The sequence below is a fragment of the Streptomyces sp. NPDC003248 genome (genome assembly GCF_055563235.1).
Genome location: NZ_JBVHDT010000007.1, coordinates 68,137 through 83,865, shown reverse-complemented (window position 1 = coordinate 83,865; position 15,729 = coordinate 68,137). Strand labels below are relative to the sequence as shown.

The following is a 15,729-nucleotide window of genomic DNA, read 5'->3' as shown; positions in this document are numbered from 1 at the left end:
GATGGCCGGGCGGTCCGGGGGCCGTCCGGCGGCGCGCGGCGACTTCGGCCACCGCCTGTCCGCCAGGCTGTCCCGTATGACGCTGGGCACCGGCGGGGCCGCGTTGGAGTCGCGGAGCGTCGGCGAGGCGCTGCTGGTCCACCCGCGCGGCTTCGTGGACAGCCGGGCGCTGAACTTCACGCGGCGCCTGGCCGCCGACCCCCAGCACACCCTCGTCGTCCTCGACCTGCCCGCAAGCCCCGAGGAGGCGGTGTGGGAGAAGGTCGCCCGGTCCCTGGCCCGCCGGGGCGGCAGCTTCCGTATCGTCCCCGGCCGCGGCAACCGGGAGGACGTCAGGCAGGCCGCGCAGTCGCTGGCCGACCGGCTGCGGTGCGTCGTGCTCGCCCCCGACGGGACTGTGGTCCCCGCGGCGGGCGGAGCACTGTTCGTCCCCGCCGACCACGGCCTGGGCTGGCTGCGATACCGGCCGGGACTGCCGTCGGTACCGGAGTCGCGGCGTTTCCCCAAGCCGCAGTGGGAGTTCTCGGTGCCCGACCGGCCGCGCCCGACCGCCGCGGGCGGCATGGTCGAGCCGCTGCCCAGTGGCGTGTGGATCCGCGGCACCTGGGAGGACGCGGATGCCCCCGGACACCGGCAGTGGCTGATCGACCGGTTCGTCGGCCACCCCGACCAGATCGGGGTGGCGCTCGGCAGCCCGGGGACGTCCGCCCTGCCGCTGGAGGAGGTCTCCGCGTTCTGGGACACGCTGTCCGCCAACGCGCGGCCCATGGTGCGTTTCCTGCCCTACGGTCCGGTGGCCGTCCCCAGCGGCACGCCACTCGGTCAGGCCCTGGCCGACCTGCTGGGCGAACCCGTCGTCGTCCACGCGGGCGTGCCCACTGCGGACGCGGACGGCGGGGCACCCGTGGTGCGCACCCTCGCACGCGACGGAACGCTGGGCTGGCGGCCGTACGCCGGACAGTTCGGCTTCCGGCCGCGCTCGCAGACCGGCGGCCGGGCCAAGGCCCCGGTGCCGCTGAACACCCGGGTCCCGGTGGGGGACATCCCGGCCGTCGAGCACGGCGTCTACCAGTACGCCCCGGACGTGGTCCTGGAGGTCGTGCAGAGCGGCCTGTGGGTACGCCCGGCAGCAGAGCCGCCCGACGGCCACACCGTGCGCTCCGCGCCGGCCGATCCCGTGTACCCCGCCATCCTGTACGACGAGACCAACCCGATGACCGCCGACCGCATGCGGTTCATCTCCTACGAACTGCTGCGCGGCCTGGACCCCTCGTTCGGCCGGCAGAGCCGCGTCATGCCCTCGAGCGAGGCGGGCCGTTCTTCTGAAGGCGGTCCGCCGCCGCTGCCGCCCGGGGGTACGGTCCCCTCCGAGCCCGGGCCGGCCGACGGACGCGTCCTGGAGGCCGCGCCGAGGACGGAGCGGACCGTACCCTCGCCCTTGGAACAGGGGAGCGCCTGGACGGATCCTCCGGCGGCCCGGACGCAGGGGGCCGCCCCTGATTCCGGCCGGCTCGCCCAGCTCCCGCAGCGGTCCGAGGACCTCCCAGCGTCCCGCGTGCCCACGTCCCAGCCGGGACCGGAGCAGCCCGCCACACAACCGCCAGCGGCGCGGCCGGTGGCCGGTCCCGACCTGCCCGCTCTGCCGTCCGTCGCCACGGGCCGGACAACCGTCCCGCCCCCGCACGAGCCGACAGGGCCCACGGCGCCGTCCGCCCCTGCGGCATCCGATCGGACCAGCTTCCCGCAGCCGGCGCCGACGGTTCCCCCGCCGTCGGTGCCGGCCGTCCCCGCGCCGGTGCCGACGGTTTCCCCGCCGTCGGTGCCGGCCGTCCCCGCGCCGGTGCCGACGGTTTCCCCGCCGTCGGTGCCGGCCGTCCCCCCGGCGCCGGGGGACCCCTCCACGTCCGTGCCGGTGGTGTCCCCGCCGGCGGAGCCCACCCACGCGCCACCGTCCGCGCCCGGCCCAGCGCCTGCCCCGGGACCGTCGGGGGCACCGCGCATCCGCCTGGAGTCACCGAGTCCCCAGCCGGTCCGGCCCACTCCGCAGCCCCCCGACGCGGCCGAGGACGACACCCTTCAGGCTCCCCAGCGCGTGCCCGCCCCGCCCCCCGTGTCCTCCCTGCCGCAGGGCGGCGGCACCGCGCGGGTCCAGCCCGGCCCCGCGCCCGCCGCTGACGTCGTACCACCGCAGAAGGGCATCGACCGGGAACGCGACTGGGTGCGACGCAGCCTCGGCGCCCGCTACGACACCGCCGCGGCCTTCGTCACCCGGTTGCTGTCCGAGTCCCCGGGGCTGCACGGCGGCCCGCGCAGCTCGGCGAGCGACGCACTGACCGACCTGGCGGCCGTCCGCCTGTACCTCTCGGGCGCGACGCCGGCCATCGACGCCGCCATCCGGGCCGCGACGACGGGGCCGCACGTGCCGCTGGCGCGCTGCGCTACCTGCGGACTGCGCCGGCTGCCGTCCTACCGGGGCGGCGCGCTGCTGCGGGCCGCCCTCAGCCCGGCCGAACGCGCCTGGTACCGCGAGGGCATGGCGTTCACCGAACGCTCGTTCCTCTCGGCCCTGTCCGCGGTCCGCCGGGACCTGACCGGCAACACCGACATCCTCATATGGTCACTGACGGCCCGTCGTACCGCGCTGGTGCTGCCGGAGATCCCGGACCGGGTCGTCTTCGCGCCGGGCACCGGCTTCAAGGTGCTGCGTGCCGTCGACGGCAACCGCCCGGTGATCATGCTGCGCGAACTGTCGGCGTCGGAGATCGACGAGCAGGGACGCGTCGGAGAGGGACGCGTGCCGCTCGACGAGATCGCGCTGGCGGGCCTCGAACAGGTCCACGCGTTCTGGAAGCAGGCCGGTGACGACCCCGGGCGGACGGGCGATCCGCTTCCCGACGAGCACGCGGAGGCCTTCTGCGCCGCTCCCGGACTGTTGCAGACCCCACCGAGCACGCCAGGCGGGCCGCGGCAGCCCGGGTCCTCGGCCGGTACCTTGCCGCAGAAAGGGGCGTAGCCGTGAACCGGCAGGTCCTGAGAGTCTCGATGACCCACCCCGGCGCCTACCGCACCGTGTCCCAGGCGCTGGCCGCCGCCGGAGAGGGCGCGCTGATCTCCATCGCCCCGGGCACCTACCAGGAGGCCCTGACCCTCAACCGCGCGGTCACCCTGTCCGCGGACGGCGACCCCGGCAGCGTGCGGCTCGAGTCACCGGTGGGCAGCACCGTCGTCGTGGACGCCGAAGCGGTGCAGCTGTCGGGCCTCACGCTCGCCGGTTCCGACGCGAACGCCGCCGTCGTGGACGTCCGCCGGGGCCAGGCGGCACTCGACGGCTGCACCGTGGCCGGCAGGGCGTGGGCCGCGGTGATCGCCTGGCAGGCCGGTCAGCTGGCGATCCGCGACTGCCGGGCGAGCAATCCGGGCGGCGCGGGGATCGTCGTGACCGCGCCCACCGCCAACACCGTGGAGCGCACCACCCTCACCGACCTGGGTTCCTCCGCGGTCGTCGTCGCCGAGAACGGGCGCCTGACCGTGCGCGACTGCGTCCTCGAACGCGTCGGCGGGAACGGCATCTGCGTCAACGGGCAGGGCGGTGTCACCGTCGAGTCCACCACCGTGACCAAGAGCGAGAAGCCCGCAGTCGTGGTGGAGCAGCAGGCCAAGGCGGAACTGATGCGCGTCACCGTCACCGGGTCCACCAGCCTCGATGCGTATCTGACCAGCACCGGCCTGACCACGTTCACCGAGTGCTCCCTCAGCGGGTCGGGCGGCCAGTCGGTGCACATCAGCGGTGGAGCGGCTCCCCTGCTGCGGGACTGCACGCTGGACTCCGCGACCACCAGCGGGCTTCAGGTGACCGGCGGCTCCCGGCCGCGCCTGGAGAACTGCGCGATCACCGGCACCCCGCTGGCCGTGCTGGTCGAGGACGGCAGCCAGGCGGCCCTGGTCCGGCTCCGCGTCCGCGGGGCCGCCCGGGGCACGGCGCAGCTGAGCGGCGGCGCCACCGCGGCCTTCGAGGAACTGTCGGTCCAGGACGGCTCGGCCGGGCTGCGCGTGTCGGGCTCCGCCCGCCTGGAACTGCGGCAGTGCGACCTCGACATCCACCAGGGCACCGGCGTGGAACTGAACGAGGGTGCCACCGCCCGGCTCGACGGTGTGCGGCTGCGTGCCGCGGGCGACTGGGGCATCGCGGTCTCCGGCGGGGCACGGGCCGAGGCGGAGTCGTCCACCGTCGTGGACGCCGGCGTGCTCGTCGGCACCGACGGGGAGGTGGTCCTGCGGGACAGCGAACTGGTGGGTTCCTCGGTCGACGGGGCCAGGGTGCTGGGCGGGGGCACCCTCACCGCGGCCGGCTGCCGGGTGCACGACGCCAAGGGGCACGGCGTCAACATCCAGGCGTCGGGCCGAGCGGACCTCAGCGACTGCACGATCGTCGACAACGTGGGCGACGGTGTCCGCAGCAACTCCGACGAGCTGGTCGGCATCCAGCGCTGCGAGGTCGCCGACAACAGCGGCACGGGAGTCAACCGGCTCAGAGGCGGCGAGGACCACGGGGAGCCGCTGTCCGGCGCGCCGGCCCCCTCCCGCGGTGACAAGCGGCAGGACGAGGCGGCGGGCGCCGGGCGGCGCTCCGGCTCCCCCGGCACCGGACCGCTCGCCGAACTCGAGGCACTGGTCGGACTGGAAAGCGTCAAACGCGAGGTCAACGGTCTGATCAACCTCAACAAGATGACGCAGCGGCGCGAGGAACTGGGCCTGCCCATGCCGCCGATGAGCCGTCACCTGGTCTTCGCGGGGCCGCCGGGCACCGGCAAGACCACCGTGGCCCGGCTCTACGGCGCCGTCCTGGCCGAACTCGGCATCCTCAGCCAGGGACACATCGTCGAGGTCTCCCGCTCAGGGCTCGTCGCCCAGATCATCGGCGGAACGGCGATCAAGACGACCGAGGTGTTCAACAAGGCTCTCGGCGGTGTGCTGTTCATCGACGAGGCGTACACGCTCACCAACCAGTCCAAGGGCAGTGGTCCCGACTTCGGCCAGGAGGCCGTCGAGACGCTGATGAAGCTGATGGAGGACCATCGCGACGAGATCGTCGTCATCGTCGCCGGGTACTCCGAGCAGATGGACCAGTTCCTGGAGTCCAACCCCGGCATGGCGTCGCGTTTCGCCCGCACGGTGGAGTTCCCCAACTACGAGGTCGACGAACTGGTCACCATCGTGGAGGGCCTGTGCACCAAGCACTACTACGAACTCGACGACTCCGCCCTGGACGCCCTCACCCGGTACTTCGAGAACATCCCCAAGGGACCGACGTTCGGCAACGGCCGTGTCGCCCGTTCGCTCTTCGAAACCATGATCAGCAACCAGGCGTCGCGCCTCGCCGTCGCCCCGCCGCGCGACACGGCCGCGCTGGGCCGTCTGGAGGCGGCCGACATCGGCCCGGTCCCGGAGGGCGACGCCGGCGGACCGGAGTCCGAGCCGGAGCCGGCCCCGCACCAGGCGGCGGGGTTCCAGCCGCTCAGCGAGCCGCCGCCCGCCATGCGCCGCCTGGCCGGGCTGTGCGCTCTGCGGGACGTGCGGGCGGCACTGCTGAAGCGCACCAACGATCTGGTCGCGGCGCGCCGCGACGGCGGGCCGATCGTCCCGGCCGCCAACGTCGCCCTCATCGGTGAGGAGGGCAGCGGACGGCGCGCCGTGTCCACGTTGTACGCGAAGTGCCTTGCGGAGACCGGCATCCTGCCCAACGGGGCAGTGCACCGTGCGGCGCTCTCGCAGGTCCCGGCCCGGTGGGCGGACCAGACCGGAGCCCATGCGGCCACGCTGTTCGCCGAAGCCGAGGGCGGGGTGCTGGAACTCGCCCTGGACGCCGCCTTCACCGCCCGGCCGGCTCACGAGCGGGCAGCGGTGTGGGCCGCCGTGGTGGCCGCCGCGGACCGTTTCCCGCACACCGCGATGGTCCTGCGGGCGACGCCCACCGGGCTCCGTGAGGCGCTGCCGCAGGGCAGCGCCGCCGCCCGCTGTTTCGCGGAGTACCTGCATCTGCCCGGCTACGGGCCCGAAGACCTCACGGAACTGGTCTGCCGCCGCCTGGCCGCGCGCGGCCACCAGCTCGGCGAGGGCACCCGCGCCGCCTTGGCGGAGCTGCTGGCCGCCCGGCCGCCCGCCGACGGCGCCTGGGGCGCGCACCGTATCGCGGACCGTATCGCGGAGCGGTCGAAGGCGCCCGCCCTGCGGCCCCGCGACATCCCGGCACCGCACTCCGCCCCGGTGCCGGAGGCCGTTGGTGACACGCGGGCACAGCTCCGCGTACCGGCAGGCAACGAAGACCGCTCACCGTTCCTCGCGGCCGCGGCGACCGCGCAGGATTGAGCGCAGCAGAGGGTGCCGCGGGGAACACCCCGGTGCACCGCCCAGTCGAAGAAGGGATGAATGATGGCCGAGGCCCAGCCGACAACGGTCGACGTAGCGGGAATGCGGGCGGCGCTGCCGCATTTCGAGCAGGCGCTCACCGAGACCGGCAGCGCGTTCACCAACATGCAGAGCCAGGCGACCACCCTGGAGGGCGGCTGGAAGGGGGACGCCGCGGCCACCTTCATCGGCGCCCTCAACACGTGGCTGGAGAACTGCGCCACCGTCAAGAAGCAGCTTCAGATCGTCACCGACAAGCTCGAGGCGCAGACCGGCACGTACGACCGGGTGCACACCAGCACGACCGACTCGGCGAGCTCCCTCCAGCAGGCCATCAGCGCGGGTCTGCCCGGATTCTGAGCAGGCGCCGGCGCGCACCCGCGCGGGGTCCACGGACCGGCCGACCGGTCAGATCACAAGGCTTCCGAACGAAAGGAACGAGCATGGCTACGTACGAGGTCAGCTTCTCGCAGATGGAGTTCGTCGCGGGCGAGATGGACACCATCACCAAGAACATCCAGGAGATGATCAGGAACCTGGACGACTCCTCCAAGCAGCGCCTGGCGGAGTGGAGCAGCGACGCGCGCGAGACCTACAACGTCGCGAAGGCCCAGTGGGACGCGGCCGCGGAGGCCATGCAGCAGCAGTCCCGGATAGCCACCGCGTCGCTGGGAACGATCACCGAGCACTACCTGCACGGTGAGAAGTACGGCGTGAACCTCTGGGAGTCGTGACACCTTGGCGACAAGGGGCCGCAACCTCGATGACGGACGGGAGGTGACCAACGGTGGGAGACCGCAGCTTCTATAGCGACAGGGACAACGAGGCCCAGAACCAGAACCAGGACACCACGTCCAAGGAACCGCAGCAGTACAGCGGCGGTACGTACTCCGACGACAGCACGGGGACGATCGACCAGTCCGAGCTCCCCACCCTCCCCGGGTTGGCGATACCGGGCGTCTCCACGGACGCCAACGGCAACGTGCGGGTCGACACCAAGGTGCTCAAGAATTACGCCGACAACCTCGACACGCTGGCCGAGAACGTCGGTACCGCCTGGACCCGGGTCGATCAGCTCAAGGACATCGCGCCCGGTGCCTTCAAGGAGGCCGAGGAGCTCAAGGCGGCGGTGACCGGTGACGAGGGTCTGCGGCCGCATTACACCAAGGCCCTCCACCACCTGCGCCAGGCGCTGATGGACACCGCGAGCAACCTCCGCACGCTGGCCACGAAGTACTCGACGATCGAGGAGCTGAACCAGAAGGGGGGCGATGATCTGCAGACCCTGCTGACGACGGCGGCGACGGACCTTCAGGCGTTGCAGTCGGACCCGCTCTGATCGTGGCGATCGCGGCGGCGTGCGCACGCCGGAGCGGGAAGCGCGGGCGTCGACGTCCACCGGGGCGGGCCCGGTGACGTGTCACCGGGCTGCTCCGGCCCGTCTCCGCCCGCGGTCGCGCCCTGCCTGGTCACGACTGCCGGGAGAAGGCGGCTGACACCGTCGGCACACAGTCGCCGATCGGCCGGCCGTCGTCGGCCACCCGGAATGACGGACAACAGCGCCCCGTGACCGGCGGGGCGCCTCGTGAATGATGTGGCAGCGTGACGCCGATGAAGGGCGTTGCGCGTTATTGGCATTGCGCGACGGGAGCGCGGAATCATGGCCGACGACGGCAACAGCGGTGACGTACCTGGTTTCACCGAGGGGGAGGACGGTGTCTTCCCCGACGAGACGGGTGACACCAGCGGCGATTACAGCGACTGGGACTGGAAGCACATCATGGCCGCGATCACCGGTGGCGCGGCCTACACGGGTTCCAGCCTCGCGCAGAAGGCAGCGGGCTATTCCAACCCGCAGACCGTCCAGGACGCGGCCGACACCTTCTGGTACGTGCAGGAGGTACTGAAGGAAGTCGGCGACTACCTGTCCAGCACGACCGAAACCCTGGTCGGCGAGAACGGGTTCTGGAAGGGGGAGGCGGCGACGGGTTTCGGCTCCGCCATGTCCAGGCTCGCCCAGCAGACGCTCGACATGGCCGGCGTGCTCTCGGGCGGTATCACCGGGGACTACAACGTGCCGCAGCAGCTCGCGAACAACGCGCAGCACCTGTACGAGGCGATCGCGAAGATCAAGGACATCGACGTCTGGTACGCCAAGGAGGCCGTCAGGATCGATCCCGACCTCATGATGAGCAACGGCCTGGTCCGGGTCAGCGCCAACCAGAAGATCGTCGACATGATGACCGAGGACATGCGGCAGGTGCTCATCGCCCTGGCCAAGCACTACAAGGTCAACAAGGACTCCATCTCCCAGCCGACATCGCCCGACAACCCGACGACGGGCAACAGCTCGACGACGGACGGCACGTCGACGACGGAGGGCTATTCGACGTCGGGTTATGGCGGGACGACGGGCGGCTATTCGACGTCGGGTTACGGCGGGACGACCGGCGACTATTCAACGTCGGGCTACGGCGGGACGACCGGCGACTATTCGACGTCAAGTTACAACGGGACGACGGGCGATTATTCGACGTCGGCTGGTGTGCCGTCGACGTCGGGTGCCTATTCGACGTCGGGTTACGGGGGGACGACCGGCAACTATTCGACAACGGGTGGTGTGCCGACGACGAACGGCTATTCGACGTCGGGTTACGGCGGGACGACGGGCAACTATTCGACGTCGGGTTACGGGGGGACGACCGGCAACTATTCGACGTCGGGTTACAACGGGACGACGGGCTACGCGCCGGGTGCGGGCAGTGGGTACGCGGGTGGGTACCAGACCACGCAGGGCCAAGTGGGTCAGGGCCAGTTCAGCGCGGCGAACCCTGCCCTCTCCGGGGCGTCGGGGCAGCAGTTGCCCGAGGCTACGCAGGACGGTTTGGCGCGGCCGGTGGTGTCGGGGGCGGCGGGGGATCAGTCGTCCGGGATCGCGTTGGACCGTGTGTTGGCGCGGCCGGAGACATCGGGGGCGGCGGGGGATCAGTCGTCCGGGATTGCGTTGGACCGTGTGTTGGCGCGGCCGGAGACGTCGGTGCCGGCGGATGCGTTGGGGCAGCGGTTGCCCGAGGCTACGCAGGACGGTTTGGCGCGGCCGGTGGTGTCGGGGGCGGCGGGGGATCAGTCGTCCGGGATTGCGTTGGACCGTGTGTTGGCGCGCCCGGAGACGTCGGGGGCGGCGGGAGATCAGTCGTCCGGGATCGCGTTGGACCGTGTGTTGGTGCACCCGCAGACGTCGGGGGCGGCGGGGGAGCAGTTGCCTGAGGCTACGCAGGACAGTCTGGCGCGGCCGGTGGCGTCGGTGCCGGCGGATGCGTTGGGGCAGCAGTTGCCCGAGGCCACGCTGGACAGTCCGGCGGAGCCGAGGGTGCTGCCCGGCTTCTAGACGGCTGACGCCCGCCTCGGTGACCGGCCGGGCCGGCAAATGCAGTAGACCTGGGATTCATACAAGCGTATGGCGGAGGGAAACGCGGAGACATGGCCGGCAACGACGTCCCTGGCTTCTCGGAGGAGGAGAGCGGTGTCTGGGCCACCGACGGCGGAGACACCAGCGGTGACTACAGCGGCTGGGACTGGAAGCACATCATGGCGGCCATCAATGGCGGCGCCGCCTATGTAGGCGACAGTCACAACCAGGAGCGGGCCGCGCAGTTCTCCGATCCGGCGACCGTCCAGGAGGCGGCCAACACCTTCTACTACACGCAGCAGGTGTTGCAGGACGTCGCTCAGGTCCTGAGCGACCAGACCGAGCAGCTGACGGGCGAGAACGGACCGTGGCAGGGTGAGGCGGCAACAGCCCTGAAATCCGCCATGACCCAGCTCTCGACGCAGGTACAGGACATGTCCGACGTGCTGTCCGGCGGTATCACCGGGGACTACAACGTCCCGCAGCAACTGGCGAACAACGCTCAGCATCTGCGCGAGGCCAAGGCGAAGATCAACGACATCAACTTGTGGTATGCCCAACAGGCGCTGAAGATCGACCCCAGCCTTCTGATGAGCAACGGCCTGGTCCGGGTCAGCGCCAACAAGAAGATCGTCGAGATGATGGGCAACGACATGCGGCAGGTGCTCGTTGCCCTGTCACAGCACTACAAGGTCACCTCGGACTCCGTCAGCCAGCCGACCTCCCCCGACAACCCGGCGAGCACCACCCCGTACGACGACACGTCCTCTTACGGTCAGGGGATGCCGTACACCGGCAGCGACCTGCCGAACTACGGTGACGGGACGTCGTACACCGGCAGTGACCTGCCGAACTACAGTGACGGGATGCCGTACACCGGCGGGGGGATACCGAACTACGGTGACGGCACGCTGAACACCGAGAGCGACGTACCGGACTACGGTGACAGCGCGCTGAATACCGGGAGTGACATACCGGACTACAGCGGGAACTCGCCCCAGGACGTTTCCGGCCTGGCCGACTACCCGGGTACCGGTCTGACGACCGACGGCGGGACGCTGGACCCCACGGCCCAGGACTTCTCAGCGGATGCGACGGATCTGACAGGCTCGGACCCGACTTCGAGCAGCCCCGGCGTTCAGGACGCGACCGTGTCCCCGGCGCCCTTCGACACATCCGATCTCGGCTCGGGCGCCTCCCTGGACGACGGGTCGGGCCTGAGCCCGGAGGCGTTTTCCGGTGATACGTCACTCGGCGGCGACCTGGCGGACATGCCCTCCACGGGACAGCTGGATCCGGCCATGGACGCGGCGCTCAACCCCAGCAGCCAGGGCACCGTCTCCCCGATGCCGGAGATCGCCTCCTTCCCCTCCTCATCCCTGGGTACGAGCTCGGACCCCTCTGAAACCGGCAGCACCGGTACCAAGTCCCTTACGGTGGACACGCCTTCCCCGTTCGCCGAGGACCTGGGCCTGGACACTCAGGGAACCGTCGGTTCGGACTCGGCCACCACGCCGGGCACCGCCGACACCGCCGACATCGCCGGGTTCCCGGACACGAGCCTGCCCGATGTGAACACCGAGGGCACCGCTGCTCCGGACACCGGTACGGGCTCGGTTTCCGACATCTCCGGTTTCCCGTCGACCGATCTGTCCACCGATGCGCCCGGGTTGTCGGGTGGGTCGACGGATGTGGCCGGTTTCCCGTCGACGGATCTGTCCACCGACGGGTCGGGGTTGTCGGGAGGATCGGTGGATGTGGCCGGTTTCCCGTCGACGGGCCTGTCCACCGACGGGTCCGGGCTGTCGGGTGGGTCGGCGGATGTGTCCGGTTTCCCATCGACGGATCTGGCTACCGATGAGTCCGGGCTGTCGGGTCTGTCCGACGTGCCTGCTGACGGCGGGGTTTCTGGTACCGATGTCAGTGCGTATCCGGGTGGTACGGCTTCCGGGGATGCTTCCGGTACGTCGATGATGCCCATGATGCCGATGGGCGGCATGGGAGGTATGGGTGCCGGTGCCGGCGGTCAGGACGGCGCGCGGTCCGACGCGTCCGGACTGCTGAGCGGCGATGTCACTCCGTGGACCGGCTCGTCCGATCTGGGCGGTGACACGGCCGGTGAGGTGACCGGCGGTGTCGGTGCCGGTGGGTCCGAGTTGCAGCTGCCGGATCAGGAAGACCTGGTGACACCCGGGTTGTCGGATGAATCGGCGGACGTCTCCGGTTTCCCGTCGACGGATCTGTCCATCGACGGGTCCGGGTTGTCGGATGGGTCGGCGGATGTGTCCGGTTTCCCGTCGACCGGCCTGTCCACCGACGCGTCCGGGCTGTCAGGTCTGTCCGACGTGTCTGCCGACGGCGGGGTTTCTGGTACCGATGTCAGTGCGTATCCGGGCGGTACGGCTTCCGGGGATGCCGCCGGTACGTCGATGACGCCCATGATGCCGATGATGCCGATGGGCGGCATGGGAGGTACGGGTGCCGGTGCCGGCGGTCAGGACGGCGCGCGGTCCGACGCGTCCGGACTGCTGAGCGGCGATGCCGGTCCCTGGGCTCACAGGGCGGATGCCGAGGATTCCACGGGCGACGTCTTCGGCGGTGCCCAGGCCGGTGGGCCTGGGCTGGATCTACCGGACGACGGTGAAGAGCACCTGGTGGCTGGCGATTCCTCGCCGCAGGCCGCCGCCGGTGCCACCGGCACGTCGATGATGCCCATGATGCCGGGCGGTATGGGCGCCGGTGCGGCGGGCGGCGAACGCGAGCACCAGCGTTCCGACGCGTCCGGTCTGCTGTTCACCACGGGCGAGCCGTGGGCGGGCACTCCGACGGCGGACGGGCCGGCCATCGGGTCGCCGAGCGGCACGTCGCCCGGCGACGCGCACCTGCGCCTCGGCGAGGGCGCCGGCCACCCCGGGGCCACCTCGGAGTGGCCGCCGTCGGCGGAGGACGAGTCCGGTCAGGACCAGCCGTACGCATCGCAGGCCGGGCAGCCCGCCGCGGGTTTCCCGGCGGTGATGCCGTTCCTGGTGCCCGGGGCGCCCGCGGGCGGTAGCGGAACCAGCAGAAGCGGTGAGCGCGGCGAACGGACCGGGCGGACCGAAGACACCTCGGCGGCGCTGTGGGGCGGCTCCGAGTGGCCGGCCGGGCAGCCCGGCGCGTCGGGCTCCGAGCCGTCCCACGGCCTTTCGCAGTCGGCGTGGGACGTGTCGCAGCCGGCGGCCACCGCTCAGCCGCCAGCGGGTACGGCGGCCACCGCACAGCCGCCTGCCGCCGCCGACCCGGCGGGCGTCCACCCCGCGGCCGGGGAAGCCCCTCCGGCGCACGCGGCGCAACCCCCCGCGCGCACCGAGGCCGCGGCGCCCGGGCATCAGGCCGCGGCCGTCTTCCCGGCACCGGCCGCCGGGGCTTCGGAGCCTCAGGCGCAGGGCGAACAGCACACCGCCCACCAGGAGCCCGTCCAGCAGGTCTCGGTCACCGAGGCGCCCGCGGCGGACGACCCGACGACCTGGGACCTCCCGACCGATTCACTGTTCCCCCTGCTCGGAGGGCACGGGCAGGGGACGGGTACGGGCACCGGCACCGGCACCGAGGAGGCCCGGCAGGAGGCGGCCGCCGCCACCTCCGTCGCGGCCGGTGCGTATGCCATCGCCCGGGCAGCCGCGGCCGGCCAGGCTCCCGCAGAGCCCGCGCGGCCGGCCTGGCGGCCGAAGGTGTCGGGCGGCGGCGTTCCGATGGAGTTGTCGTGCGCGGTCGACGAGCCCGAGGAGCCGCCCGCCGACACCGCCCGCCGCCGGCGCCCCGCCGCCGACGAAGCGGACGAGGACGCGGGCAAGGGCAGGGGCAGGACGCGGGACGAGGACGGCAAGACGAGCGTCGCCGATCTGCTGCGCCAGGAGGAAGACGCCTGGGGCGGCGCCGGACAAGGGTCGGGCGTGTTCGGCTGACGCCCGGCGACCGGGCGGACGGACGGGCGGTTCAGGCGCACCCTGAAAGCAGCGAGAGACGAAAGAGACGAAACGATGAGCAGCGAGTCGAACGGGAAGGACACGGCGGGCGGTCAGGCCGAACCGGTCATCCCCACCGTGCCGGTGTCACAGCAGGCCACGGGGTCCTCCGGGGCCGGCGCCGGCCCCGGACAGGCCGTCGTCCCCCAGGCGCAGCAGCCGGAGGCCGCGGAGAGTGACATACCGCCGGTCCCGGACCACATCCGCGAGGCGGCCCGGCAAGCCCCCGACCACTGGCTCGGCCTGATCGATCCGGCCTGGTCGGGTGAGGGAACGCCGCCGAACTGGGCCCTCGTCGGCCAGTGGCGCTCGGACCTCGACGGCGAGATCGTCGAATGGCAGGACAACGAGGAGTACCAGCCCTCTCCCAAGGCCATGGGCTGGCCCGACCCGACCGACCCGGTCGACGAGGCGGTACAGCTCGCCGCCACCGGCTACGGTCCGGCGGAGACGGTGACCCACACCCTGGCCACGGCGGAGGTGGCGGTGTTCCTCGCGCCCGGCGGGGGACTGCTGTCCGCCGTCGCACCGGACGACGAGACGCCCATCGTCCCGGTGTTCACCTCCCCCGACCACCTGCACGCGGCGGGACGCCTGTCGTTCCAGCCGATGAAGGTCCCCGAGCTCCTCGACCGGCTTCCCGAGGGGCACCTGATCTACCTGAACGCGTCGGGACCGGTCAGCATGACGGTCGAGTCCGGCGCGCTGCGCGAGGCGGTCGAGGCCGCGGCCCGGACGGAGGGGGAGAACAGCTGGTACGGCTCCGTGGACGGCATGCTCAACGGTGCGCCGGATGCCTCCGTGGCACCGGACGCGTCCGGCGCCACCGGTGCTCGGGAACCGCGGGCGGCGGGCGGCGGAACGACGTCCGTGGACACGGGCGGCCTGCTGTAGCGGGGCCCGTCCGGCGGCGCAGCGCGGGGCGGATGCGGATACGAAGGCAGAACCCGCTGTACAGGAGGTCCATCATCCGCCCGTGACGTGGGGATGCGTCCCGTCGGCCGGTTGACTGGCCTTTCGAAGCATCGATTCCACCTGGTGTCAGGGAGGGCCGGAATGTCGTCTCCGTACGATCAGCAGATCGAGGAGCTGCTGGCGGACTACCGCAAGCAGCGCGACCAGGCGTTCGAGTCGCGTCAGCAGATCAACGCGGTCACGGCGACGGCGACGGCACCCCGGCAGGTGGTGCGGGTCACGGTGGGGGCCCAGGGTCAGATCACGGAACTGGACTTCCCCACCGGGGCCTACCGGAACATGGCGCCCAAGGACCTGGCCAGGGTGATCCAGGCCACCGTCGACAAGGCCCGCGCCCAGGCGCTCAAGAAGGTGACCGAGACGGTGACCGGGATGATGCCCGGCGGGGTTCCCCTCGCCGACCTGCTGGAGGGCAAGTTCGACCCCCGCTCGTTCCTGCCGGAGGACCTCCCCATGCCCGAGGCCGTGAGGGACTACGTGGACCAGGGGTACCGCGGGACGAAGGGGGACGACCGCAGTGAGTGAGCAGCAGCAGTCGTCCTCGGGCGGAATCGTCCGGGTCGACACGGATCAGATCAAGAAGGCGATCGGAACCCTCGAGTCGATCTGGAGCAAGCTGGACGCGGCGGGGCGTGACCTCGTCGACCGCTCCAACGAGCTGGGTGAGTGCTGGGGCGACGACAAGACCGGCAAGAAGTTCCGCGAGAAGTACTGGGACCCGCACGAGAAGGCCATCGACGCCGCGGTGCAGGGCGCGAAGGTGCTCAAGGACGCCACCGAACAGGTGCAGGACATGGCGGAGGCCTACGAGCAGACCGAGCAGCGGGCGACCGAAGACGCGGAGAACCTGGGTTCCGGCATGGGCACCTGAGGCTTCGACACCCGCGCACACCGCTCGTCGCGGCACGGCACGGCACCGTGCCATGTCGGCGTCGT

General features: G+C 71.7%; 10 protein-coding genes. All 10 read left to right on the top strand.

The window, feature by feature from the left end; translation table 11 throughout:
* Nucleotide 1: 1 nt before the first annotated feature.
* The 10 genes from ACZ3KJ_RS18420 (at nucleotide 2) to ACZ3KJ_RS18375 (ending at nucleotide 15,664) form a co-directional block, all read left to right on the top strand.
* Nucleotides 2–3,013: a hypothetical protein gene (locus ACZ3KJ_RS18420; RefSeq protein WP_467528140.1), complete on the top strand. Its 3,012-nt coding sequence runs from the start codon at nucleotides 2–4 to the stop codon at nucleotides 3,011–3,013.
* A 2-nt stretch (nucleotides 3,014–3,015) separates the two neighbouring features.
* Nucleotides 3,016–6,366: a right-handed parallel beta-helix repeat-containing protein gene (locus tag ACZ3KJ_RS18415; RefSeq protein ID WP_467528139.1), complete on the top strand. Its 3,351-nt coding sequence runs from the start codon at nucleotides 3,016–3,018 to the stop codon at nucleotides 6,364–6,366.
* Nucleotides 6,367–6,426: 60 nt separating this feature from the next.
* The gene (locus ACZ3KJ_RS18410) at nucleotides 6,427–6,765 is read left to right on the top strand and encodes a WXG100 family type VII secretion target (protein WP_467528137.1); all 339 of its coding nucleotides are present in this window, start codon (nucleotides 6,427–6,429) and stop codon (nucleotides 6,763–6,765) included.
* Nucleotides 6,766–6,848: 83 nt separating this feature from the next.
* On the top strand, nucleotides 6,849–7,139 hold the full coding sequence (locus tag ACZ3KJ_RS18405) for a WXG100 family type VII secretion target (RefSeq protein WP_467528135.1): 291 nt from the start codon (nucleotides 6,849–6,851) through the stop codon (nucleotides 7,137–7,139).
* A 53-nt stretch (nucleotides 7,140–7,192) separates the two neighbouring features.
* On the top strand, nucleotides 7,193–7,744 hold the full coding sequence (locus ACZ3KJ_RS18400; protein ID WP_467528134.1) for a hypothetical protein: 552 nt from the start codon (nucleotides 7,193–7,195) through the stop codon (nucleotides 7,742–7,744).
* 321 nt (nucleotides 7,745–8,065) lie between these two features.
* Nucleotides 8,066–9,793 carry a hypothetical protein gene (locus ACZ3KJ_RS18395; protein ID WP_467528132.1) on the top strand — a complete coding sequence of 576 codons (1,728 nt, stop codon included), beginning with the start codon at nucleotides 8,066–8,068 and terminating at the stop codon, nucleotides 9,791–9,793.
* A 92-nt stretch (nucleotides 9,794–9,885) separates the two neighbouring features.
* Nucleotides 9,886–13,758, top strand: coding sequence for a hypothetical protein (locus ACZ3KJ_RS18390; protein ID WP_467528131.1), 3,873 nt, complete (start codon nucleotides 9,886–9,888; stop codon nucleotides 13,756–13,758).
* A 75-nt stretch (nucleotides 13,759–13,833) separates the two neighbouring features.
* Nucleotides 13,834–14,712 (top strand): type VII secretion system-associated protein, encoded by an 879-nt coding sequence (locus ACZ3KJ_RS18385; protein WP_467528129.1) that lies wholly within the window; start codon nucleotides 13,834–13,836, stop codon nucleotides 14,710–14,712.
* Nucleotides 14,713–14,874: 162 nt separating this feature from the next.
* Complete coding sequence (locus tag ACZ3KJ_RS18380; RefSeq protein ID WP_467528128.1) at nucleotides 14,875–15,318, top strand: YbaB/EbfC family nucleoid-associated protein; 444 nt, start codon at nucleotides 14,875–14,877, stop codon at nucleotides 15,316–15,318.
* On the top strand, nucleotides 15,311–15,664 hold the full coding sequence (locus ACZ3KJ_RS18375) for a WXG100 family type VII secretion target (RefSeq protein ID WP_467528126.1): 354 nt from the start codon (nucleotides 15,311–15,313) through the stop codon (nucleotides 15,662–15,664). Before ACZ3KJ_RS18380 ends, ACZ3KJ_RS18375 begins: the two co-directional genes overlap by 8 nt.
* The last annotated feature ends 65 nt before the right edge of the window (nucleotides 15,665–15,729 follow it).